This window comes from Pseudalkalibacillus berkeleyi (genome assembly GCF_021608225.1).
Classification (GTDB): Bacteria; Bacillota; Bacilli; order Bacillales; family Fictibacillaceae; genus Pseudalkalibacillus; species Pseudalkalibacillus berkeleyi.
Genome location: NZ_JAKIJS010000001.1, coordinates 2736326 through 2759608 on the forward strand (window position 1 = coordinate 2736326; position 23283 = coordinate 2759608).

The following is a 23283-nucleotide window of genomic DNA, read 5'->3' on the forward strand; positions in this document are numbered from 1 at the left end:
ATATTCTGGTTCAATTAGGTGAAAAAGTGAGAATTTTTTTGTTGTTTTGAGCAGATTGAAAGCTTTTTGTGAAAACTTGGGGGACTTTCATGCTGTTTTGTGGAACTTTTGAGTGAACTTGTGGAACTTCTAGGTGTACTTGTGGAACTTTTGCCTCGACTTGGGGAACTCGGTACTTCTTTACTACAAAAAAGCACGAAATTCAGAAGCCTAATTCTGGGGGTGTTCTTTAGTAACGGTTACATTTAAGGCTGAAATTTTTCTACAACGTAGAACAAATTTTAATCTGAAATTAATGTCCTAAATGAAGATATGAAAAAAGACCCTTTCGTTTCCGAAAGGGTCTTCTGACATTTATTTTCCCGCAAGGTTGATTCGGTTGATTGCACGGTCCAACGCTAGTTGTGCTCGTGCGAAGTCAACACCCTCTTGCTTGGATTTTTGCAGACGGTTCTCTGCACGCTCTTTCGCTGCTGCTGCACGGTCAACGTTAATGTCTCCCGGACGCTCAGCTGCTTGAGCGAGAATTGTAACCTTTTCAGGTCGTACTTCTATAAATCCACCACTAACAGCCAATGTCTGTGTATTGTTGTCCTTCTTAATGCGAACTGCATTAATGGTTAACGGAGCTACGAGCGGAACGTGGCCTGGCAGGATTCCAAGCTCACCGCTGGTGGCTTTCGTGCTGACCATTTCTGCGCCTGTCTCTTCATACACAGGGCCATCAGGGGTGACGACACTTACTGTGAATGTCTTCATGAAACCCCTCCTCGGGCCTTAATCATGTTATGAAGTACAAATACTCCGGTAAAAATAGCTCTCGCATATTTTATCTTCATTTTGTACATTCATCATAAATAATTTTTTATGCCATTTGCTCTGCTTTTGCAACTACTTCTTCAATGCGTCCTACTAGACGGAATGCGTCTTCTGGAACGTCGTCATGCTTACCATCAAGAATCTCACGGAATCCGCTGATCGTTTCTTTTACAGGTACGTATGAACCTTTTTGTCCTGTAAACTGTTCAGCAACGTGGAAGTTTTGAGATAAGAAGAACTGGATACGACGTGCACGTGATACAGTCATCTTGTCTTCGTCACTCAACTCATCCATTCCTAGGATTGCGATGATATCTTGAAGTTCTTTATAACGCTGAAGTGTTTGTTGAACTTCACGCGCAACGTTGTAGTGCTCTTCTCCAACAATTTCAGGTGCAAGTGCACGAGAAGTTGAAGCAAGTGGATCCACCGCTGGGTAGATACCCATTTCAGAAAGCTTACGCTCAAGGTTCGTTGTTGCATCCAAGTGAGCGAAAGTTGTTGCTGGTGCTGGGTCAGTGTAGTCATCGGCAGGTACGTAGATCGCCTGGATAGACGTTACAGAACCTTTTTTCGTTGATGTAATACGCTCTTGCAATTGACCCATTTCAGTAGCAAGTGTCGGCTGATAACCAACCGCTGAAGGCATACGTCCAAGAAGTGCGGATACCTCAGAACCTGCTTGTGTGAATCGGAAAATGTTATCGATGAAGAACAATACGTCTTGTCCTTGCTCATCACGGAAATGTTCCGCCATAGTAAGTCCAGTCAATGCAACACGTTGACGAGCTCCTGGTGGTTCGTTCATTTGACCGAATACCATTGCTGTCTTGTTGATTACACCGGAATCTTTCATTTCGTAGTAAAGGTCATTACCTTCACGTGTACGCTCACCAACACCTGCGAATACGGAAATACCACCGTGTTCTTGTGCGATGTTGTTGATTAGCTCCTGGATTAGAACTGTCTTACCTACTCCAGCTCCTCCGAACAAACCGATCTTACCACCCTTTACGTATGGTGCAAGAAGGTCAACGACTTTAATCCCTGTTTCAAGGATTTCAGTTTTTGTTGTAAGTTCGTCGAATTTCGGTGCTTCACGGTGGATTGGGTCACGTTGAATACCCGCTGCCAATTCTTCATCAAGGTCAATCTTTTCACCTAATACGTTGAAAACACGACCTAATGTTACGTCACCGACTGGTACCGAGATTGGAGATCCAGTATCGAGTGCTTCCATTCCTCTTACAACTCCGTCGGTAGATGCCATTGCGACGGTACGAACAGTATCATCACCAAGGTGAAGTGAAACTTCAAGAGTCAGCTCAATCGCTTTCTCTCCCTCAGTGTTTTGGACTTTAAGTGCATTATAAATCTCAGGTAGGCTCCCGCTGTCGAATTGTACGTCGACGACTGGACCCATGACTTGAGTGATGCGTCCTTTGTTCATGTTTTTCCCTCCTAACGTCCTATTGAGGATGCTTTTATAATTCTGACCTACAGGTCGTTATGTCTATTCTAGTGCAGCTGCTCCACCAACGATTTCCGTAATTTCTTGCGTAATCGCGGCCTGACGAGCGCGGTTGTAGGAAAGCGTGAGACTGCCAATAATATCGTCGGCATTGTCCGTCGCACTCTTCATCGCTGTCATACGAGAAGCATGTTCACTCGCTTTCGCATCTAGCAATGCACCATAAATCAAGCTCTCTGCGTACTGAGGAAGTAACTCTTCAAGAATTTCTTCTTCAGATGGCTCGTATTCATAGGAGCTTTTCGCTTGTTCCTCTCCACCGATGTCAGTAAGTGGCAACAACTTCTTTTCTGTGAGATCCGATTGTATCGCACTCACATAATGGTTGTAGTACATGTACAATTCATCGTATGTTTCTTCAGAAAATCGCTTCACTGCTTCACTTGCAATGGACTTGATGTCAGCGAATTCAGGTTGATCATCCATTCCGACGATGCTATCAAGTACCGGCATATTGCGGTTTTTGAAAAAGCTAAGTCCGACTTTACCAACGACGATGATTGTATATTCGTCCGTCGACTTATGTCGTTCCTTGATCGTACGGAAAACATGACGAAGAACGTTACTGTTATAAGGACCAGCTAATCCTCTGTCAGATGTGATGACGAGGTAACCAGTCTTTTTGACAGGTCGTGACTGGAGCATAGGGTGACGTGCATTCGTGCTGCCACTCGCTATTCCAGTAACAACCTCTTGGATTTTTTCCATATATGGCACGAAGGATTTTGCGTTGTTTTCAGCTTGATTCAATTTCGCTGCTGAAACCATCTCCATTGCCTTCGTGATTTGTTTCGTCTTTTTCGTAGAGTTAATACGCGTTTTTATATCACGTAACGATGCCACTCGTTTCACCACCTTTATTAAGGGGACGAAATACAGGAGTCCGTCCCATTATGATCCGAAAGAAAACTTAGTTTACCGACAAATTACTCAGATACAACGAAAGTTTTCTTGAATTCGTTAATCGCGCTGTTCATTTCGTCTTCGTCTGGAAGGTTTCCAGTTTCGCGAACACCAGCAAGAAGTTCCTTGCGGTTGTGTTCCATCCAAGTGTGATATTCTGCTTCAAAACGTTGAATATCTTCAACTGGGATGTCGTCTAAGAAGCCGCGAGTCAACGCATAAAGGCTGGCAACCTGCTTTTCAACAGCAAGTGGCTTGTGAAGACCTTGCTTCAATACTTCAACCGTACGTGCACCACGGTTCAATTTCGCTTGAGTTGCTTTATCAAGGTCAGATCCAAATTGTGCGAATGCTTCTAGCTCACGATATGATGCTAAGTCAAGACGTAGCGTACCGGCAACTTTCTTCATCGCTTTAATTTGTGCGGATCCTCCAACTCGGGATACGGATAGACCTGCGTTAACCGCTGGACGTACACCTGAGAAGAAGAGATCAGATTGCAAGAAGATCTGTCCATCTGTAATTGAGATTACGTTTGTCGGAATATAAGCCGAAACGTCTCCTGCTTGTGTTTCGATAAATGGAAGGGCAGTTAATGAACCTCCGCCTTTCGCATCACTCAACTTCGCTGCACGCTCAAGTAAACGAGAGTGTAGGTAGAAAACGTCACCAGGGAATGCTTCACGACCTGGAGGACGACGAAGTAGTAGTGAAAGTTCACGGTATGCCGCTGCTTGCTTAGAAAGATCATCATAGATGACAAGTACGTGCTTACCGTTATACATGAAGTCTTCACCCATTGTTACACCCGCATAAGGAGCAAGGTAAAGAAGTGGAGCTGGTTGTGAAGCACTCGCTGTTACAACGATTGTGTAATCAAGTGCGCCTTGTTCACGAAGTGTTTCAACAACACCTGCAACTGTTGATTCTTTTTGTCCGATTGCAACGTAGATACAAATCATATCTTCGTCTTTTTGGTTGATGATCGTATCGATCGCGATTGCTGTTTTACCAGTTTGACGGTCTCCGATGATTAACTCACGCTGTCCACGACCGATTGGAATTAGAGAGTCAATCGCTTTAATTCCAGTTTGAAGTGGTTCGTGTACGGATTTACGATCCATAACACCTGGTGCTGGACTTTCAATTGGACGTGTTCTTGATGTTTCAATTGCACCTTTACCATCTACAGGTTGTCCAAGAGAGTTTACAACTCGTCCAAGAAGTTCTTCACCTACAGGTACTTCCATGATGCGTCCTGTACGTTTCACTTCGTCTCCTTCACGGATATCAACATATGGTCCAAGAATGATGATACCGACGTTGTTTTCCTCAAGGTTTTGGGCCATACCCATTACACCATTGGAGAATTCAACGAGCTCACCAGCCATGACATTGTCTAATCCATGGACACGTGCGATACCGTCACCAACTTGGATAACTGTACCGACATCACTAACTTCTATTTCAGAAGAGTAGTTTTCAATTTGTTGTTTAATTAGCGAACTAATTTCTTCTGCTTTAATGCTCATGAATTTCACCCCTATCGTACTCGTCTCACTCGGAGACTAATTGACGTTGAATTCGGTTCAACTTACCACTTACACTACCATCGAAAATACGGTTCCCGATCTTGACCTTGATTCCACCGATGAGGTCTTGATCAATGACGTTTTCAACACGTAGTTCTTTGACATTGACACGTTCAGCGAATGTTTTCGAAATCGCTTGTTGTTCTTCATCTGACAAAATTCGAACAGAATAGACGGTTGCATCCGCAACACCGCGTTCTTCATTCGCCAGTAAAATATATTGGTCGACCATATTCGAGATCATCGCTTCACGTTTACGGTCTACCATTAATAGAATTGTACTTTGAACAGGTTGAGAGATTTCAGTACCGAAAACCTTTGTGAGAAGTGATTTCTTCTCAGTAACAGAAATTTTCGGATGGTTTAAAATCGTAAGCAATTTATCATTGTCTTCAATGACAGCTTGAACATTACGAAGCTCTTTCTCTGTTAGATCAAGAGAACCATTATCTCTTACTACTTCAAAAAGAGCGGCTGCGTAACGTTTGGCTACGGATTCTACGTCCTTGCTCATCGTCCTTCGCCTACCTCTTTAAGATAATCATTCACAAGCTTTTGTTGAGCTTGCTCATCCAATTCCTTGGAGATTACCTTAGAAGCAATTTGTACAGATAACGATGCAACTTCATTGCGCAACGTAAGTACAGCTTGTTCTTTCTCGCTTTCAATCTCAGAAAGTGCAGATTCCTTCATACGGTTCGCTTCTTCGCGAGCTGCTTTAAGGATGTCTTCACCTTGTTGCTCACCTTGCTTCTTAGCAGCTTCAATCAATGCTTGAGCTTCTTTACGTGCTTCTTTTAATGCTTCTGTTTGTTGATCCAAGTAAGTTTTAGCTTCTTCACGACTCTTTTCAGCTTCGTTAATTTCGTTCGAGATATGGCTTTCACGTTCTTTCATAATGCCCATTAATGGACCCCAAGCATACTTTCGTAGTAAGAAAAGTAATACTAAGAACGCAAATAACTGATAAATGATATCGCCGGCATTAAAACCACCCGCACCTAAAATAAATGTTTCAGGATTCAAGATATGCACAGCGGTTCCTCCCTTCATAGGTCATACATAAGGAATGGCGAGGTCCCACATAGAACTTCGCCATTATGAATATTCTTGGTAAGACTCGAGTCAGTTTAATGACTAATCTTATGAACCAAGTACGATAAACGCGATAACGACACCAATGATTGGAAGTGCCTCAACTAGTGCGATACCGATGAACATTGTTGTTTGTAGAGTTCCGCGTAATTCTGGTTGACGAGCGATTCCTTCTACTGTACGTCCTACGATAAGACCGTTACCTACACCGGCACCAATTGCCGCTAGACCTACTGCAATTGCAGCTGCGATTAAATTCATTTAAATTTCCTCCTTGGAATGTATTATTCTATAATTTCTTCCCATAATTGGGGTTGTACATAGAGATCAGAATGAAACAGTTTGTTACAGTTCTTGCTTTCAGTGAGACCTAGTGTTCATCACTGATTTTGTGAGCCATGTAAACCATAGTCAGCATCGTAAAGATAAATGCTTGGATGACACCTACGAAAATACTAAACCCTTGCCATACTAACATCGGCAGGAAGGACAATACACCTGCAAAAACGGAGACTGTACCGGCTGCGGCTAACAAGCCTAGCAATACTTCACCCGCGAAGATGTTACCGTAAAGTCGTAGACCTAGCGTCAACGTGTTGGCAAATTCCTCGATGATTTTCAGTGGGAACATAAATTTCATCGGTTTGAAGAAGTCACTACCGTATGATTTAGCTCCCTTCACTTTCACCGCATAGAAGTGTGTTAATACTACTACCATTACAGCGAGTGTGAGGGTGATCGTCGGATCGGCTGTTGGTGATTTCCACCAAAGCTCATGGTCGATGGCAATAGCGAACGGAAGTCCTAACATGTTGGAGACGAATACATACATGATAATCGTCAGACCAAGCGTAAGAAATCGTCCTCCTGTTTTCCAGTCCATCGTGCTGTTAATGATTCCTTTAACGAAATCAATCAGCCATTCCATAAAGTTCTGCATACCGGAAGGACGCATTTGTAAGCTGCGTGAACCGAGTACTGCAATAATGAACACGATCACTGAAGCGATTGTAATCATCAACATATTTGATGGGTTAAAAGATAATCCTAATAGTTCAAGTGAATGCGGCGCTTCGTGTTCCAATTCTTTCACCTCTCTTCCCCAAAGTTCATTTAGAAGCAAAATAAAAATCTATCAACATGATCAGATAAATCATGAGTAAACCTACTACTACGAAAATCAAATCGAAATACTCAGGATAACGTGTGGCAATCAGAACAGCGAGTCCCGCAGTCATTAATCTCGATAGCGAGCCCATCGTCTTCACTTTTGTCCCTTCAACAACAGCTTGTCCAACTCGACCGATCTTACGGTGCATTGACCAGACGTTCAGGATGCTGACAGCTGTTCCTAACAAAAGCCCGAGAAACATCTGCTTGTAACTCGTGAATCCCCACCCTAAAACAAAAATGGCAGCTAAGTATAGACCGTATTTTATGTAGCGATTGAATGCATTGTTGTATGTTGAGAGGTCAGTAGTCATTGTTCCTCTTCCCCGAAGAATCTCTGAATTAATTTGATTGTCCCGTATACCCCTGTTGCCAAACCAATAAACAGTCCGATAATCATAAGAAATGGTTCTGTGTCCAAGCTTCGATCCAACCAGATGCCTCCGAATATGCCGACTAAAATGCTGCCAACTAACTGTGAGAGGATCCCAGACATAAGTGCCATAGAATGGAACGGAGTTCGTTTTCCAGTGCGCGTCATTTCGCACCCCTTTTCTTTGGACTTGGTTGTGCGTCATTTCCTAGTCAAAACTAGTCGAAATATGGAGTATTAAGACGAAATTTAAATGTTGCTAAAATGTTTATATACTGGGTATGAAAACCTTATCATACATCCTTTGTAAGAATACTATAGCCACTATTACATGTCAATTACGTTACAGACGATTTCTATGGTAAGATTTGAAAACTTTTTGAACCTTTTGTACAGATTTATCGACAGATTATTTTGTACCGAACAAACGGTCTCCTGCATCGCCTAATCCTGGAACGATATATCCCTTCTCATTCAAGTACTCATCTTGGGCACCGAGATAAATATCTACATCTGGATGCGCTTCTTGAACCATTTGTACACCTTCTGGCGCTGCGATTAAACACATCAGCTTGATGTTCTGCGCACCGCGCTTTTTCAATGAGTCAATTGCAGCTACTGCAGATCCACCTGTAGCAAGCATTGGGTCGATAACAATGAGCTCACGTTCTTCAACGTCACTTGGAAGCTTGACGTAATATTCCACTGGTTGGAGTGTTTCAGGATCACGGTATAAACCAACGTGACCTACTTTAGCCGCAGGAATCAACTTCAAGATACCGTCAACCATTCCTAATCCAGCGCGAAGGATTGGCACTAATCCTAGTTTCTTACCCGCAATCGTGTATGCTTTTGCTTCTGAAACAGGTGTCTTAACTGTAACCTCTTGTAAAGGAAGCTCTCTTGTGATTTCAAATGCCATCAATGCAGCAACTTCATCAACAAGCTCGCGAAATTCCTTTGTCCCAGTCGTTACATCACGAATATATGTAATCTTATGTTGGATCAGCGGGTGTTCGAGAACGTGTACTGTACTCATTCATCATCTCTCCTTCAAAAGTTTATGAGGCGAACAACTTGTCTTAAAACCATTGAACCTAAATCTTCACAGGTTTTTTGCCTCTCGAAAATTGTACAGAAAAAAGATAGCAAGTTCAACACGAATCAAAAGGAAATAAAAGGATAGTGCCAAATGCTTACGGTGTTTGACAATTTAGTGAATATTCGGTTGGATATATGTGTCATATTTTTTGGTCGATAGAGTTTATGAGAGTGATCTGTAGTGTCATTGAACTCTATAGGCGCTCCGTAACCGGATTTGTGCTCTACCACGACCTCAATCAACCTCTATGGGTGCTCCGTAATCTGGCTTTTGCTCTACCGCGACCTCATTCGACCTCTTTTGGTGCTCCGTAACCGGATTTGTGCTCTACCGCGACCTCATTCGACCTCTTTTGGTGCTCCGTAGCCGGATTTGTGCTCTACCGCGACCTCATTCGACCTCTATGGGTGCTCCATAGCCAAGTTTCCGCTCTACCGCGACCTCATTCGACCTCTTTTGGTGCTCCGTAACCCAGTTTCCGCTCTACCGCGACCTCATTCGACCTCTTTTGGTGCTCCGTAACCCAGTTTCCGCTCTACCGCGACCTCATTCAATCTCTTACCCTTGTTACATAAAAAAGGTGATCCAGTTTAGGTAAACTGAATCACCAAAAGGTTTTATACATACAATGCAAATTTTGATGAGAGTTGATCGACTCTTTCAGCAGCTTGTTGCTTTGTTGCCTCATCTTCCGGGTTTCGAAGGACGAGTGCAATGATTGAAGCAATCTCTTTCATATCATCCGTTGTAAAGCCACGGGTTGTAACAGCTGCGGTTCCTAGACGAAGTCCACTCGTTACAAATGGACTTTCTGGATCAAACGGAATCGTATTCTTATTCGTTGTAATACCGATTTCATCTAAAAGATGCTCAGCAACTTTCCCTGTTACTTTCATGCCTCGGACGTCTACGAGTAATAAATGGTTGTCTGTTCCGTCTGAGACGAGAGAAAGTCCTTCTGATTTCAAAGCTTCCCCTAAAGCATGGGCATTTTCGACGATTTTCTTAGAGTATGCTCTAAAGTCGTCTTGTAACGCTTCACCAAATGCGACTGCTTTAGCCGCGATTACATGCATCAACGGTCCACCTTGAATCCCAGGGAAAATGGATTTATCGATTTTTTTCGCGAATTCTTCTTTACAGAGGATTAATCCGCCTCGTGGTCCACGTAACGTTTTATGGGTCGTTGATGTCACGAAGTCAGCGTAAGGCACTGGACTCGGATGCAACCCTGTCGCAACTAATCCTGCAATATGGGCCATATCGACCATGAGATATGCGCCAACTTCATCAGCGATTTCACGGAACTTTTTAAAATCGATTTCTCTTGGGTAAGCACTTGCGCCAGCAACGATTAACTTTGGTTGGTGCTCAATCGCTAACGCGCGTACGTCATCATATTGAATTGTGTGGTTCGTTTCATCTACACCGTATTCAACAAAATTGTAAAGCTTCCCACTGAAGTTAACTGGACTTCCGTGAGTAAGGTGTCCTCCGTGAGAAAGGTTCATACCAAGCACTGTATCGCCTGGTTCTAATACCGTAAAATAAACCCCCATGTTTGCTTGTGCGCCAGAGTGTGGCTGGACGTTCGCGTGTTCTGCTCCGAACAGTTTCTTTGCACGGTCTCTCGCTAAGTTTTCCACGACATCAACATGCTCACACCCACCATAATAACGGCGTCCTGGGTATCCTTCCGCATATTTATTCGTAAGGACCGACCCTTGCGCTTCCATGACGGCTTGGCTGACAAAGTTCTCAGATGCAATCAATTCTATTTTATTGCGTTGACGACCTAATTCATCCTGTATCGAATCAAATAGTTCTGCATCTTGCTTCTTAAGTTGTTCCATGGTTTCACTCCTTTACTGACCTCAACTGCATTTTTTGAAATTTCACAACGTTTCTATTTTATCATTATTACAATAGTCTCGTAATGGTAAACGCATAATTTGTTTAGAACGAATTAAGAAAGTGCTACCTCGAGTACCTCGATCATCCTTTTCTAGATAAATTTTTATTTTTCTAGATAATCGCAGTTTTTTCTAGATAATCGCAGTTTCCTCTTATAATGGGATTTGCGAAGTCTAATCCTACTTAAAATTAGGTGGAAAAATGGATATTTCAAGCTTATCTAAGCTGTTTTTATCCATTTTTCGTTCAATATTGTTTCGATTTTAACCAAATAGCAAATCAGAAAGGTTCTGCTTGTATCAAAAAAACCGACCCGGATCATGCCCGAGTCGATTCTCTTTTAACTAACAAGAGGTCAGTTCTTCTTTTGATGGGTAGACTGCTCGTTCGCCACCGATCAGCTTCGGACGGGTTCGAGCGAGTGTCACATGTGCTTTACCGATGGATTTCACATTTGTTCGGACGGGCACTGCTACATGCTTTAAATGCATTCCGATAAACGTGTCCCCGATATCAATACCTGCGTCTGCCTTAATAAACTCGACGATTACAGGATCCTTCAGATGATGATAAGCATAGGTTGCAAGGGCTCCTCCTGCGGAACGAACTGGAACGACAGTGACTGGATCATATCCGCGAGCCACAGCCACTTCCCTCTCCATAACCAATGCACGGTTCAAATGCTCACAGCATTGAAAAGCAATCTGAACGTCTGTTTTGTTCCGAAATTGAGTAATCCCTTCAAACAACTGAGCAGCAACGTCCATCGTCCCTGATGTACCAATGTCCTCTCCTATGACTTCACTCGTACTTGCACCAATCACGACTAAATGATTAGAAGACAAAGGAGTTGATTGCTCAAGATCCTCCAACGCTTTCACTACTTGAGGTTGAATCTGATGTAGAGATTCATCCATATTACTCTTCCTTTCCCCAGTTCACTTTTCTAAAAGGAATACGTTACGCTTTAGTTTCTACGTCCATAATCTTGTTTACACGTCGTTCGTGACGTCCACCTTCAAATTCCGTTTGTAGCCAAACTTTTGCAATTTCTCTTGCAATGCCAGGTCCTACGATTCTTTCTCCCATTGCTAACACGTTTGAATCATTGTGTAATCTCGTTACTTTCGCACTGAACAGATCATGCACCAATGCACAACGCACTCCATTTACTTTATTGGCAGTAATCGACATACCAATGCCTGTCCCACAAATTAAAATGCCTCTGTCGACTTCACCTTTAGAAACTTTTTCAGCGACTGGTAAAGCATAATCCGGATAGTCTACTGATTCCTCACAGTTACAACCTACATCTTCATACTCGACGCCGAGCTCGTCCATTACTTCTTTAATATCTTCTTTAATTTTGTAACCAGCGTGGTCACTACCAATTGCTACTTTCATTTAAGGGAGCCTCCATTGTGATCATTTGGGTTTATTGTAAGTGGAATCGGGATCGACTTTCAAATGACCTGATTCCTACTCTCTTTATCTCAAGTTTTGAGCTATTTTTCAACTATATTTTTTCTGCAACTTTCGTATGAGTGCTTGCAATTCATCAAATGTTTGACGATATATGTCTACCGGTCCACCGAAAGGATCCGAAACGTCTTTAGATGACAAAGACGGTTCACTCTGATCATCTTCAGATACGTGTTCTTTTAATGTAAAAACATCGTCTTTCCGTGTTGGAAATTGGGAAAGAATGGCGTGTTTATGTCCTTCTGTCATCGTCAAAATCAAGTCTGCCCAATCCATCGAATCTTTAGTAAGGGGCTTAGACGAATGATTGAGCTCCACGCCTTCTTCCTTTAATACTTGTATAGATTGTTGACTGGCCGGACTTCCTTCAGAGGCAAATATACCTACTGAGCGGACGTTCATCGTTCCATCGGAAAAATGCTTTAATAACGCTTCTGCCATTGGGCTGCGGCATGTATTTCCCGTACATACGAATAATATATTCATAAAAGCCTCCTACTGCTAGCATATCAGTTTATCCATATTTTAATCGAATCTTGGTAAATCGTTCAACTAAATTGTCACCACAACAATTTCAAACCGAACGATAATAAGATGCATCCACCTAGCGCTTCACCATATGATCCGAACCATTTCTGCGTTTTCCTTCCAATCATTAATCCGAACCATGTCATGATCATACTAATGATACCGAACAAAAGAATCGTAATAATAATTTTAGCCCCAAATATTCCTAAGCTTAAGCCCACCGAAAAACTATCGAGACTAACGCTAATTGAAAAAAGCCACACACCAGTCCCTTTAGGTGAAATGAACGGTTCATCAGAAGATCTGAACGAGGAATAGATCATTTGAAATCCTAGGAGGATGAGTAGAATACCGCCTACTAAGGTTGCAACGTTTCCAAAATGAAGGGTGAGCTGTTTGCCGACAGTCATACCGAGCAAAGGCATAACCATATGGAAAACACCGATGAGGATACTGATTTTCATAATTTGACGGAGTCGGAGTGTGATCATGCCCATCCCTAATCCCATTGAAAAGGCATCCATCCCAAGTGCAATTGCCATAATTGTAAGTGTTAATAATTCCCCCACAATTGATAGATCCATGTTTGTCCGCTCCTTTCATCCCTTCTACAAGCTATGCATGTCTATTTCGAATTAGACATTCAATGGAAATATGTAGTTGCAACAAGGAAATCAAGGGAAAATCGGGAATGTATAACTATAGGTCTAATTGTCAGAAATTCTAGAAATGAATCGAGCGGAGGATAAGCATGAACCCATTTAATGCAAACACCTCAGATTTCAAAACAAGTAACTATTCACCACGTAAATCATTTGGATTTGAGGTTACTGATCAAGTACGAGACAGCTTAATGTTTATCGTAGAGAAATTTGAGGATACTTATCGGTTTGTGATTTGTCACGGGAGTCTCCTTCAAAAATTCGGGTATGACCCTAATTCCTTTAACGGTAAAAGGTTAGAACACTGTCTTCCGAGTAGCCACGCCATCAGAAGGGTTATTTCTTATGATCAGGCTTGGAAAGGTCATGCTGTTACATATGAAGATACGCTCAACGGAATACCGTATATGGGTTCCGTTTCTCCCGTTTATGATCATTCTGGAGAGATTACTAAACTGCAAGGTTTCTGTGTCGACATGAGTGAAAAAAAACGAGTTGAAGAACTGCTTAAGAAGCGAGAAAATTATTTTCGCACACTTGTACAGCATCATCCAGATGGCATTTTCACCTTAAATCGTAACGGTGAATTTCTATTTAATAATCCGGAAGTCTCCAATATTTGTGGCTATCCTGAGGAAGAATTATCGGACAATCATTTTCTAAAATTGATTGTTCCTGAGGAAAAGGAAGCAGCTATTAACTATTTCAAAAAAGCGAGTAAAGGTGAGTTACTACAGTTTGATACGGTCATTTACCATAAAAACGGTCATAGAGTTGAAATTGAAGTAACCAACATTCCAATCATGATTGAAAATGAAGTACACAGTGTATACGGTATCGTAAAAGATATTTCCGAACTTCGGAAAAACCAGAAGGAAGTCCATTTCTTGAAAAATCGGATTTCCTCTTCCATCTACCATTCAGCTGATTCCATTGCCATTTTTGATATGAACAATCATCTTGTCAGTGCCAATCCGGCTTTCGAAAAATTCTTCGGTTGGAAAGAGTCTGAACTAATGGGTAAACGTGTACCTTACGTCCCAGAAGAGCTAGTAGAGGAATATACGAAAAGGATTAACGATGTTAAGAGGGGGAGAAATTCTACTAATATTGAAACGACTAGAATACGAAAAGATGGAACGAAATTTTATGTTAGCGTCACACTCTCACCTTTAAAAGTAGAGGATGGAAAGATCGTTGGCTATACCTCGATCACACGTGATATCCATGCGCAAAAAGTAGCTGAACACGAACTCAGAAACAAAAATCAACAATACAAAATCATTACAGAACATACTATGGACTTGATCAACGTATTTGATTCACAAGGTAAGATCAAATATTCCTCCCCCTCTCACAAAACAATACTTGGATATGAGGATCTACAAGATAGACCTTGGACGGACCTCGTACATCCAGACGATTTACCTGATCTAATTGAATCGATTAAAGTGTTAAAAGAAACACAACAACCGATCAAAACAGAGTTTCGATTAAAAAACGCGCATGGTGATTGGATCATATTAGAAAGCTACGGTACAGCAGTCCTTAATTGTCAAAAAGAGCTCGATTCGATCGTTACAATTTCTCGTGATATTACTGAACGAAAGACAACCGAAGACTTTCTTAGAAAATCAGAAAAGTTAGCCGTACTCGGACAGCTCGCTGCTGGTATCGCTCATGAAATACGCAATCCACTTACGTCTTTGAAAGGATTCACCCATTTATTAAAAGTGAATGCCACGCCAGAAGAGAGCGAATACTATCAAATTATGCTTTCGGAATTAGAGAGAATTAACACCATTGTTGGAGAATTCATGATGCTCGCGAAGCCACAACCGAAAAATACGAAACGAAATGATTTACGAAAAATTTTACAAGAAGCTGCCTCTCTATTAGAAGCACAAGCTAACCTACACAACATTCAGTTTGTTATGGATTTTGACGTGAATCTTGAAATTGACTGTGAAGCCGATCAATTGAAACAAGTGTGCATTAATCTGATGAAAAATGGAATGGAAGCGATGGAAGAAAGCGGAGGCTTACTCTTTATTAAAGCCATACATCAAGAAGATACGATCATTGTCTCATTTAAAGATGAAGGGTGCGGCATTCCCAAGGAGCAACTCAACCATATCGGGGAGCCGTTCTATACGACGAAAGAAAAGGGAACCGGACTCGGCATGATGATATGCAACAAAATCATGGAAAATCACAACGGATTGATTGAAATAGAAAGCGAACTTAATCAAGGAACCACCGTGAAGCTTGTGTTTCCAAAGTAAAGAAATTGAGGTCTGAATCTACCAATATAAAAAATAGCGTGTTTTGAGAATAGAATAATCAAAACACGCTCTTCTTTATGAATCTAGTTTAAGACATCCTTAATCGCTTGTTCCAAATTTCCTCTCACTTTAGCTTTGTCTCTAAAGGATAACCCTTCATTCACCATCTTGCTTGCTATTTCTGCTCGTGTTCCTGTAATGACTGCCTTGCATCCCATCAGTGAAATACCATCAATAACTTTCAACAGCTGGTGAGTGACTTCCCCTTCCATGTCTGCAACCCCTGATAAGTCGATAATCAAGGTATGGATGCCGCCTTTGCCTACTTCAGCCAAAACTTTGTCCCTTATCGCTTCGGAACGATACGGATCTATTGTACCGATTAATGGGAAAATAGCGGTATTTGCACTGATCGGAATGATTTGAACAGAAAGATTTTCAACCAATTTTCTTTCTGCTTCGAGAAGTTTATCCTTATATGTTGAATAGCTTATGAAAAATACATTCAAAAACTTATCAATTTGTTCATTTATCGTTTTTTCTAAAATATAGAAATCTTTTTGGAAGTCTGTGCTGTTTTCTACTTGGTCATATTTTGAAAGGAAGCTCCAAAGTGTTCTCCTAATTGCGTGGACCCAATCAAGCTTTAACATTAAGGTCATAGCGTGCTTAGCCCACACCACCCCTTCTTGCTCGGCGAATTTTACAAGGTCCTCAGTCTGTTGCTCGACAACATACCCTATGAGTTTATGGGCATTATCAATAAGGTTAATATTTCCTATCAGCTGGATTTCTTCTATCTTTTCTCTTACACTTCCAGCCTCTGCTAACAAGTTTTTTTCGATTTCTTTTTGATGCTCCATTAAGAATTCCTTGATCAGTTGACCTTCTTGCAATATTAGGCTCACTCCACTCACTCCCATACATGTTATGACATACTTATCTTAATATTAGCAAGATTCAATTATATAGTAAATGATAGATTAAGACGATACATCCCGTGATGTATCCTTTCTTTTCTCATATAAAAAACTGCACCTCCAATTGTTAGTTGTGTCTAACAATTAGGGTGCAGTTCAACTCTTGTCAGTCCCGATTATGGTTGTCAGCAATCATTCTGTTGCCGGCTGCTTTCATAAGTCTGTTCATTAGCGCTTCTCCAATGCCGTCTACCGGATACATTTCAGCTAAAATAATATCCACATCCGTATCATCGAACGATCTGAGCTGGTGGTATAAGTTTTGCGCAACGTCTTCTACTTGATTCGAAGAACCTAGGCATTTAATGACATTTGCTGTAACGTGTTCTGCTCGTTCGTTACTAATGAGGATACCAACTTTTTGACCTTCAGCTTCATACTGATCAATTACCTTTTGAAAAAATACGTGATTCCCCTCAACTAGAAATAGTGGGGCATCAGGTGCATAATGAGTATATTTCATTCCAGGTGATCTAGGTACTTGTCCACTTTCGAACAAAGCTTCATCTAATTTCACATGATCCACGATCTCCTCAAGCTGCGCCTTCGAGATGCCACCTGGTCGTAGAATCGTTACCACGTCTCCCGATACTTCTACCACCGTGGATTCTAGACCAACGCCAGTCGAGCCTGCATCAATAATTCCTTTGATGCGTCCATTTAAGTCTTTGTATACGTGTTCACCCTTAGTTGGACTTGGTTTACCAGAACGATTTGCACTTGGCGCAGCAATCGGTAAGCCACATGCCTTGATTAACGCTAGTGCTACAGGGTGGTCTGGCATTCGTACCCCTACACTCGATAATCCCGCAGTCGTCCGTTCGGCGATTCTCTCATTTTTCGGTAAAATAATCGTCAAAGGGCCCGGCCAGAAAGCATCCATCAACTTCTGAGCTGTTTCAGACCAAGTTGTTGTAGCTTGCTCCAATTGCTCGATTTCAGCGATATGGACAATGAGTGGATTATCACTCGGACGACCTTTTGCCTCAAAAATCTTCTCAATCGCTTCGTTCGAGCACGCATTTGCACCTAGGCCGTAAACGGTCTCAGTCGGAAAGGCGATGACCTCTCCTTCCTTCATCCACATCGCTGCTTCTTGAATGGCAGGGTGCTCGTGCAAGTTATCCACATTTTCCACATTCCATCTAGACGTTTTCCACTGTACCATGTGGGTAAATACTCCTTTAAACTGCATATTAATCCTGACTTTCCACAAATTACCCACAACCCTCCAGAAACTGTGGACAGTATTGTGGATAACTACTGTGTATGAATCAGTTGTCTCTTCATAATTGCGATTTGATCCTTGTCATACTGTTGCAAGTGTGGACTGTTCAATAAATCTTCAGGCATTTTTTCAAAAGGAACTTCTGTAAACCCTAGTGCATAAAAGATAGACGTCACTCTTGTGAGTAAATAAACCGTCTGTACTCCTTGATGATCAGCTAGGCGTATAATCGCCTTTAATAATTGCAGTAATAATTCTTCAGAAGAATAATCCTTAGCTAAAACGAGAGATCGTATAAGTCCATCAGTACCAAAACGTTCTAAGCCAACAGTTCCGGCCATCTTCTTTTTGTCTGTTTCTAGGATGATGAAAGTTTGAATACATTGATCAATACCTTCACTAGATAATCCCGCTTGGGCTACAAATTGTTTAATAGATGGGGCATCGTTCGTTTCAGCAGGTCGAAACGATAGCATTTCACCCTCTCCTTCCTAGCAATTCTACTCTATTCTATGAAAGGAGAGAAGAGAATATCCCATATTTATTTATTAATAACTTGCACAGGAGGTGCTGAGTTCGATGTTTACCACAGGACGTGGTGGTTCTTAATCGAACATCCTTATTGTTAGTCGAAGATCATTATTCGTTGCGGTAATTAATATAGAATTCCTGATGTTATTTTAGGGTGCGCATCACGCCTCCAAAGAAAGAAGGAATCTATTATTCTAAGCGAATAGATTCCCTAGTGATCCTGCTATTTTTTCAAAGAGTTCGAAGACAAAGAACTTTACTTCTGGTTCTTCAGCTGTTGCGTTGGTTGCTTCTACTTTCTCACCATTTTCAGGTTCAACTGCATCTCCATTATCGAAATCTAGGAAACATAGAGGCGGGAATAGAACGCACCACCAGTTGGACCCTGTCCCTTCTCCAATTGAGATCAACACTGCTTCATACTCTCCTGCTGGATAGACGAACTCACCGTACATTTTAGTAGGAAAAGCTACATTTCCGAAATCAACTGTGAACGTTTCTTGGATGCCACTTTGCTTCAAAGATTGTTGGACAATCTTTTTTATTGTAGGAAGTTCGCGCTTAATGATCGTGCGCGCCTCATCTAACGATTCAATTCCGAAAACCCAATTGGTGATTTGTTGATTCACTTCGTCTCTGATAGATCGTTTCAACTCTTGATCTGCTGAAGAATCACTATTTGCTAGAATTCTTAATCGGATTGATTCTTCAGGAATGCGCTCTTGTGGAATATCGTTAAATGACGCGTTCGCCACTTTAATTTGAGTTTCATAGAATACAACCATAACCATTAAGGATAAAAGTATAAGTACAATTGTTTTTCGTTTCATTCTCACCCACGCCCCTTCTGGTAAACAGTTTAGACGCAGGTCGAATATTTTATACTCTTAATCTAGTAAATTTTTTGGTAAATGGATTTGCCAAACTTAGCTTTTGATAATCGCCCATTAGTGGCATTCAACTACCAATTGTTCCAATCACGATTCGTTCATTTTTGTTAATGTCGGTGAGGACTTCTGTTTCAATACTTGTTCCGAACCGTTCGTTTAGTAGAGACGCGACCATATCGCCTTGATTATAGCCAATCTCAAACGCAATTAGCGCTCGATTAGCGACAACTTCCGGCAGTTGATCGATCATCTGCTTATAAAATTGATAGCCATCCTGCCCCCCGACGAGCGCTCTGATCGGTTCGTGGTCCTTCACGACCGTATCTAACGTCTCAATATCCGCTTCTGGAATATAGGGTGGATTGGAAACGATGACATCAAAACGCTCACCTGTATGAAGAAATGGCTGTAGTAAGTCGCCTTGCATCCATCGAACATCTGCATTAAGACTTTCACCATTTTGACGGGCAACGACTAACGATTGTTCAGCGATATCAACGCCCGTTACACTTAATTCAGACCTTTCAAGCTTCAACGTAATCGCAATAATCCCGCTACCCGTACCAATATCAACAACACGTAGTGCTTCTTTTTCCGGAAAAAGTTTACGCATCCGTTCAAGCACAGCGAGCACAAGCTCCTCTGTTTCCGGTCTTGGAATCAGCACTTCAGGCGTTACCTTGAACGTTCTCCCGTAGAACTCTTCTTTCCCAGTAATGTATTGAACAGGTATTCCTTCTGCATGCCTTTGAACATAATCGACAAAACGGCTTTCCTCATCGGACGTCAGTGATCGCTCAAACGATGATAGCAACTCGCTCCGCCTCATGTCGAGGACGTCTCCGAGTAACCACTCACCTGCGTTTGGCTCACGGTTCTTTTCTGTTAAAAAAGAAGAAGCCCAGCGGAGGGCTTCAATCACATTCATCTGTTTCATTATGCATCCGCCTGTTTCATAGCGTTCGTTTGGTCTTCTATAATTAATGCCTCAATGAATTCTTCCACTTTACCTTGTAAAATTTGATCCAGCTTCTGAATCGTTAGCCCGATTCGGTGATCGGTTACACGGTTTTGCGGGAAGTTGTACGTACGGATTCGCTCTGAGCGATCACCTGTTCCAACCGCTGATTTACGGTTTGCAGCGTATTCGTCTAATGCTTCCTGTTGGAATTTATCATAAATACGCGCACGTAAAACTTTCATTGCTTTATCTTTATTCTTGATCTGAGACTTTTCATCCTGACAAGATACTACCGTTCCAGTCGGGACGTGTGTCAAACGGACGGCTGACATCGTTGTATTTACACTTTGCCCACCTGGTCCGCTCGATGCGAACGTATCAACACGGATATCTTTTTCATGAATATCAACTTCGACTTCTTCTGCTTCAGGTAATACCGCAACGGTTGCAGTAGACGTGTGAATCCGACCACCTGATTCAGTTGAAGGAACGCGTTGAACGCGGTGAGCACCGTTTTCATATTTCATTTTAGAGTACGCACCTTGACCGTTTATCATGAAAATGATTTCTTTATAGCCGCCAATTTCAGTATAGCTCGCTTCAATGATTTCTGTTTTCCAGCCTTGCATTTCAGCATATCGGCTATACATTTTATAAAGGTCAGCCGCAAATAATGCCGCTTCGTCTCCTCCAGCAGCACCACGGATCTCAATGATAACGTTCTTGTCATCATTCGGATCTTTCGGTATCAGTAGAACTTTAAGTTTTTGTGTAAGCTCTTCATGGCGCTCTTTCAACTCAGAAAGCTCCATTTTTACCATTTCCCGCATTTCAGAATCGAGCTTTTCTTCGAGCATTTGCTCTGCTCCTTCAAGCTCTTCGGTAACCTCTTTATACTCGCGAAAAGTCGTCACCGTTTCTTCAATGTCAGACTGCTCTTTCGAATATTCCCGTAACTTATTTGAATCACTAATGACATCCGGGTCACTAAGCAATTCATTCAATTTGTTGTATCGGTCTTCAATCGATTGTAAACGCTCTATCACACCTGTTCACCATCCCAATTTATCATTAAGAAAAGCATAAGCGCCTGAAGCTTTGTCACTACAGTAAGTCTGAAGTGAACGCAAGAGCCTAGACGCTATAGCTAGACAAAACATCTTCGAACCATTAAAAAGTTGCTTAACATTAACATTATAGTATACGTCCGATGGGTCGTCAAAGTCCAACCGGAAAAGATGGCCCGATTAAACCTACCTACTTATTAAATTTTTTCGAGATATGGTTACCTCATACAACATTTATGATGGTTCATTCGTTATGTAGTAGGGAATAGTTTCTTTGTGGTGTTTTATATTTTTGCATTAAATTTAATTCGTTCGTAATCAGACCTACATTGGTTCATTCGGATCGCTGACGTCAATGAGTCAATCACAACTTTTTCGTCGGTAAGAATGCTGAACACGTGTGGAGATGTCGCAAAATGTCCGAAAAAATGCGTACAACCCTCGTATCGCTTATTTTCAGATGTCCACTTTCTCGGTTGAAATGGAACGATGAAGTTACCTATCTCCTCATAAATTGGATCCAGTGGCTCTGATTTCAGCCGCTTTATTAAAGCAGGTAAATTATCAGGATTTTGTCCTCCCCAATCAGGTCCATTCGCATCGATGTATAGCATGTGCAAAAACCCCTTTCACCATGTAACATTCGAACAAGAGCAGGTATTCTTGAGTGTATAATGAAAGAAGATAAGAACAGACATACTATCTAGAAAACGGAAAGCGATCCAAGATGCTGGACAATGAATCTAGACACATACTAAGAATTGAATTTGAAAGGAGTCGAAATTAAATGAAATACGTCATTATTGGTGGAGATGCAGCAGGAATGAGTGCTGCGATGCAAATCGTTCGCAATGACTCGAACGCACACGTCACGACTCTAGAAAAAGGGAGCATTTACTCTTATGGTCAATGCGGACTACCTTACGTCATCAGTGGATTGATTCCTGAAGCGGAGGACCTCATCGCACGCGATGTTGAAACGTTTCGAGATAAATACGGAATTGACGCTAAAATTCACCATGAGGTAACAAGTGTTGATACCGAAAGTCGAATCGTAAGTGGGCATCATACTCAAACTGGAGAAGCCTTTACATACGAATATGATCGGTTGCTTGTAGCGACAGGTGTTCGCCCTATTGTGCCAAACTGGAAAGGAAAAGATTTAGATGGGATTCACACATTAAAAACGATACCAGATGCGAAAGAAATCATGGAGAGTTTAGACCATCAAGTCAATCAAGTGACTGTCATAGGCGGCGGTTATATCGGTCTTGAAATGGCTGAAAGCTTTGCCCATTTAGGTAAAAAAGTACGCCTAATCGAACGGAATGAACAGGTCGCAAAAATTTTTGATGAAGATATGGCGAAATATATTCACGAGGAAGCCGAAAAGAACGGCATTGAGCTTTGTTTTAAAGAGCAGGTTGAAAGCTTCGGTGGTGATGACCATGTTACAAGTGTCAAAACAGACCAAAATGAGTACGACACAGACCTCGTTTTAATTGCGATCGGAGTCAAACCGAATACAGACTTTCTAGAGGGTACACCCGTCCATCGAACTGAAAAAGGCGCTGTCATTGTCGATGCATATATGAAAACGAACGTAGAAGGTGTGTATTCAGCAGGCGACTGCGCAACTCATTACCACAGAATTAAAGAGATGAACGATTCGATTCCATTAGGGACGACAGCCAATAAACAAGGCCGGATTGCAGGTATGAATATGATCGATCAACCGAAAGCGTTCCAAGGCATCGTCGGTACCTCTGTATTAAAATTTGTGGATTTAACTTTAGGCAGAACGGGGCTTTCTGAGCGTGAAGCCAAAGCGCTGAATCTACCTTATGACACCGTACAAACAGAAGCAAAAGACATTGCAGGATATTATCCCGGTGCCGAAAAGCTCCATGTAAAGCTTCTTTTCAATACAGAAACTCAGCGATTATTGGGTGGACAGTTTATCGGTAAAAACGGTGTCGATAAAAGAGTGGATGTCATGGCGATGGCGCTGTTCCACAAAATGACGCTACATGACCTAGAGGATCTCGACTTAAGTTATGCGCCACCTTACAACGGCGTATGGGATCCAATCCAACAAGCTGCAAGAAGAGCAAAACGTTAAAGCAAAGTGGGTGTCCCAAAACATCTATGAAAGAAGTTGTATGGGGCA

Annotated in this window: 25 protein-coding genes; 2 read left to right on the forward strand and 23 right to left on the reverse strand. The window is 41.8% G+C overall.

Annotated features, from left to right (window positions below; all coding sequences use genetic code 11):
- Positions 1-354: 354 nt before the first annotated feature.
- The 16 genes from L2716_RS14260 to L2716_RS14335 form a co-directional block, all read right to left on the reverse strand.
- The gene (locus L2716_RS14260; RefSeq protein WP_236337339.1) at positions 355-759 is read right to left on the reverse strand and encodes a F0F1 ATP synthase subunit epsilon; all 405 of its coding nucleotides are present in this window, start codon (positions 757-759) and stop codon (positions 355-357) included.
- 106 nt (positions 760-865) lie between these two features.
- Positions 866-2269 carry a F0F1 ATP synthase subunit beta gene (gene atpD / locus L2716_RS14265; RefSeq protein ID WP_236337342.1) on the reverse strand — a complete coding sequence of 468 codons (1404 nt, stop codon included), beginning with the start codon at positions 2267-2269 and terminating at the stop codon, positions 866-868.
- Between the two features lie 63 nt (positions 2270-2332).
- The gene (locus L2716_RS14270; protein ID WP_236337343.1) at positions 2333-3193 is read right to left on the reverse strand and encodes a F0F1 ATP synthase subunit gamma; all 861 of its coding nucleotides are present in this window, start codon (positions 3191-3193) and stop codon (positions 2333-2335) included.
- Between the two features lie 83 nt (positions 3194-3276).
- Positions 3277-4785 carry a F0F1 ATP synthase subunit alpha gene (gene atpA, locus L2716_RS14275; protein WP_236337345.1) on the reverse strand — a complete coding sequence of 503 codons (1509 nt, stop codon included), beginning with the start codon at positions 4783-4785 and terminating at the stop codon, positions 3277-3279.
- A 25-nt stretch (positions 4786-4810) separates the two neighbouring features.
- The gene (locus L2716_RS14280) at positions 4811-5359 is read right to left on the reverse strand and encodes a F0F1 ATP synthase subunit delta (protein WP_236337347.1); all 549 of its coding nucleotides are present in this window, start codon (positions 5357-5359) and stop codon (positions 4811-4813) included.
- Positions 5356-5871, reverse strand: coding sequence for a F0F1 ATP synthase subunit B (atpF, locus tag L2716_RS14285; protein WP_236337887.1), 516 nt, complete (start codon positions 5869-5871; stop codon positions 5356-5358). The genes L2716_RS14280 and atpF overlap by 4 nt, the downstream gene beginning before the upstream one ends.
- 117 nt (positions 5872-5988) lie before the next feature.
- Positions 5989-6201: a F0F1 ATP synthase subunit C gene (gene atpE, locus L2716_RS14290; protein ID WP_236337349.1), complete on the reverse strand. Its 213-nt coding sequence runs from the start codon at positions 6199-6201 to the stop codon at positions 5989-5991.
- A 109-nt stretch (positions 6202-6310) separates the two neighbouring features.
- Entirely contained in the window at positions 6311-7024 is a 714-nt protein-coding gene (gene atpB, locus L2716_RS14295) for a F0F1 ATP synthase subunit A (protein WP_236337888.1), read from the reverse strand.
- A gap of 25 nt (positions 7025-7049) precedes the next feature.
- Complete coding sequence (locus L2716_RS14300) at positions 7050-7424, reverse strand: ATP synthase subunit I (RefSeq protein ID WP_236337351.1); 375 nt, start codon at positions 7422-7424, stop codon at positions 7050-7052.
- A complete protein-coding gene (locus tag L2716_RS14305; RefSeq protein WP_236337353.1) occupies positions 7421-7615 on the reverse strand; it encodes an AtpZ/AtpI family protein in 195 nt (64 codons plus the stop codon). Before L2716_RS14305 ends, L2716_RS14300 begins: the two co-directional genes overlap by 4 nt.
- Positions 7616-7892: 277 nt before the next feature.
- Positions 7893-8522, reverse strand: a complete 630-nt coding sequence (gene upp, locus L2716_RS14310) for a uracil phosphoribosyltransferase (protein ID WP_236337355.1) — start codon at positions 8520-8522, stop codon at positions 7893-7895.
- A 680-nt stretch (positions 8523-9202) separates the two neighbouring features.
- On the reverse strand, positions 9203-10438 hold the full coding sequence (locus L2716_RS14315) for a serine hydroxymethyltransferase (protein ID WP_236337358.1): 1236 nt from the start codon (positions 10436-10438) through the stop codon (positions 9203-9205).
- Between the two features lie 405 nt (positions 10439-10843).
- Complete coding sequence (locus tag L2716_RS14320) at positions 10844-11416, reverse strand: TIGR01440 family protein (RefSeq protein WP_236337360.1); 573 nt, start codon at positions 11414-11416, stop codon at positions 10844-10846.
- Positions 11417-11459: 43 nt separating this feature from the next.
- The gene (rpiB, locus tag L2716_RS14325; protein WP_236337370.1) at positions 11460-11903 is read right to left on the reverse strand and encodes a ribose 5-phosphate isomerase B; all 444 of its coding nucleotides are present in this window, start codon (positions 11901-11903) and stop codon (positions 11460-11462) included.
- 108 nt (positions 11904-12011) lie between these two features.
- Positions 12012-12467, reverse strand: a complete 456-nt coding sequence (locus tag L2716_RS14330) for a low molecular weight protein arginine phosphatase (RefSeq protein WP_236337372.1) — start codon at positions 12465-12467, stop codon at positions 12012-12014.
- 74 nt (positions 12468-12541) lie between these two features.
- A complete protein-coding gene (locus L2716_RS14335; RefSeq protein ID WP_236337387.1) occupies positions 12542-13093 on the reverse strand; it encodes a manganese efflux pump MntP in 552 nt (183 codons plus the stop codon).
- 167 nt (positions 13094-13260) lie between these two features.
- Here L2716_RS14335 and L2716_RS14340 point away from each other — a divergent pair, with 167 nt between their 5' ends.
- A complete protein-coding gene (locus L2716_RS14340) occupies positions 13261-15456 on the forward strand; it encodes a PAS domain-containing sensor histidine kinase (RefSeq protein ID WP_236337396.1) in 2196 nt (731 codons plus the stop codon).
- Between the two features lie 83 nt (positions 15457-15539).
- On the opposite strand, the gene L2716_RS14345 is transcribed toward L2716_RS14340, so the two are convergent.
- The 7 genes from L2716_RS14345 to L2716_RS14375 all read right to left on the reverse strand — a co-directional run bounded on the left by L2716_RS14345 (position 15540) and on the right by L2716_RS14375 (position 21727).
- On the reverse strand, positions 15540-16364 hold the full coding sequence (locus L2716_RS14345; RefSeq protein ID WP_236337398.1) for an STAS domain-containing protein: 825 nt from the start codon (positions 16362-16364) through the stop codon (positions 15540-15542).
- Positions 16365-16542: 178 nt separating this feature from the next.
- Positions 16543-17604: an L-threonylcarbamoyladenylate synthase gene (locus L2716_RS14350; protein ID WP_236337408.1), complete on the reverse strand. Its 1062-nt coding sequence runs from the start codon at positions 17602-17604 to the stop codon at positions 16543-16545.
- Positions 17605-17696: 92 nt separating this feature from the next.
- Positions 17697-18140: a GNAT family N-acetyltransferase gene (locus L2716_RS14355; protein WP_236337417.1), complete on the reverse strand. Its 444-nt coding sequence runs from the start codon at positions 18138-18140 to the stop codon at positions 17697-17699.
- Between the two features lie 249 nt (positions 18141-18389).
- A complete protein-coding gene (gene spoIIR / locus L2716_RS14360; protein WP_236337429.1) occupies positions 18390-19025 on the reverse strand; it encodes a stage II sporulation protein R in 636 nt (211 codons plus the stop codon).
- A 127-nt stretch (positions 19026-19152) separates the two neighbouring features.
- On the reverse strand, positions 19153-20013 hold the full coding sequence (gene prmC / locus L2716_RS14365) for a peptide chain release factor N(5)-glutamine methyltransferase (RefSeq protein ID WP_236337889.1): 861 nt from the start codon (positions 20011-20013) through the stop codon (positions 19153-19155).
- A gap of 8 nt (positions 20014-20021) precedes the next feature.
- Entirely contained in the window at positions 20022-21092 is a 1071-nt protein-coding gene (gene prfA / locus L2716_RS14370) for a peptide chain release factor 1 (RefSeq protein ID WP_236337431.1), read from the reverse strand.
- A 305-nt stretch (positions 21093-21397) separates the two neighbouring features.
- On the reverse strand, positions 21398-21727 hold the full coding sequence (locus tag L2716_RS14375) for a hypothetical protein (RefSeq protein ID WP_236337432.1): 330 nt from the start codon (positions 21725-21727) through the stop codon (positions 21398-21400).
- A 173-nt stretch (positions 21728-21900) separates the two neighbouring features.
- Here L2716_RS14375 and L2716_RS14380 point away from each other — a divergent pair, with 173 nt between their 5' ends.
- Positions 21901-23235, forward strand: a complete 1335-nt coding sequence (locus tag L2716_RS14380; protein WP_236337434.1) for a CoA-disulfide reductase — start codon at positions 21901-21903, stop codon at positions 23233-23235.
- Positions 23236-23283 lie beyond the last annotated feature (48 nt).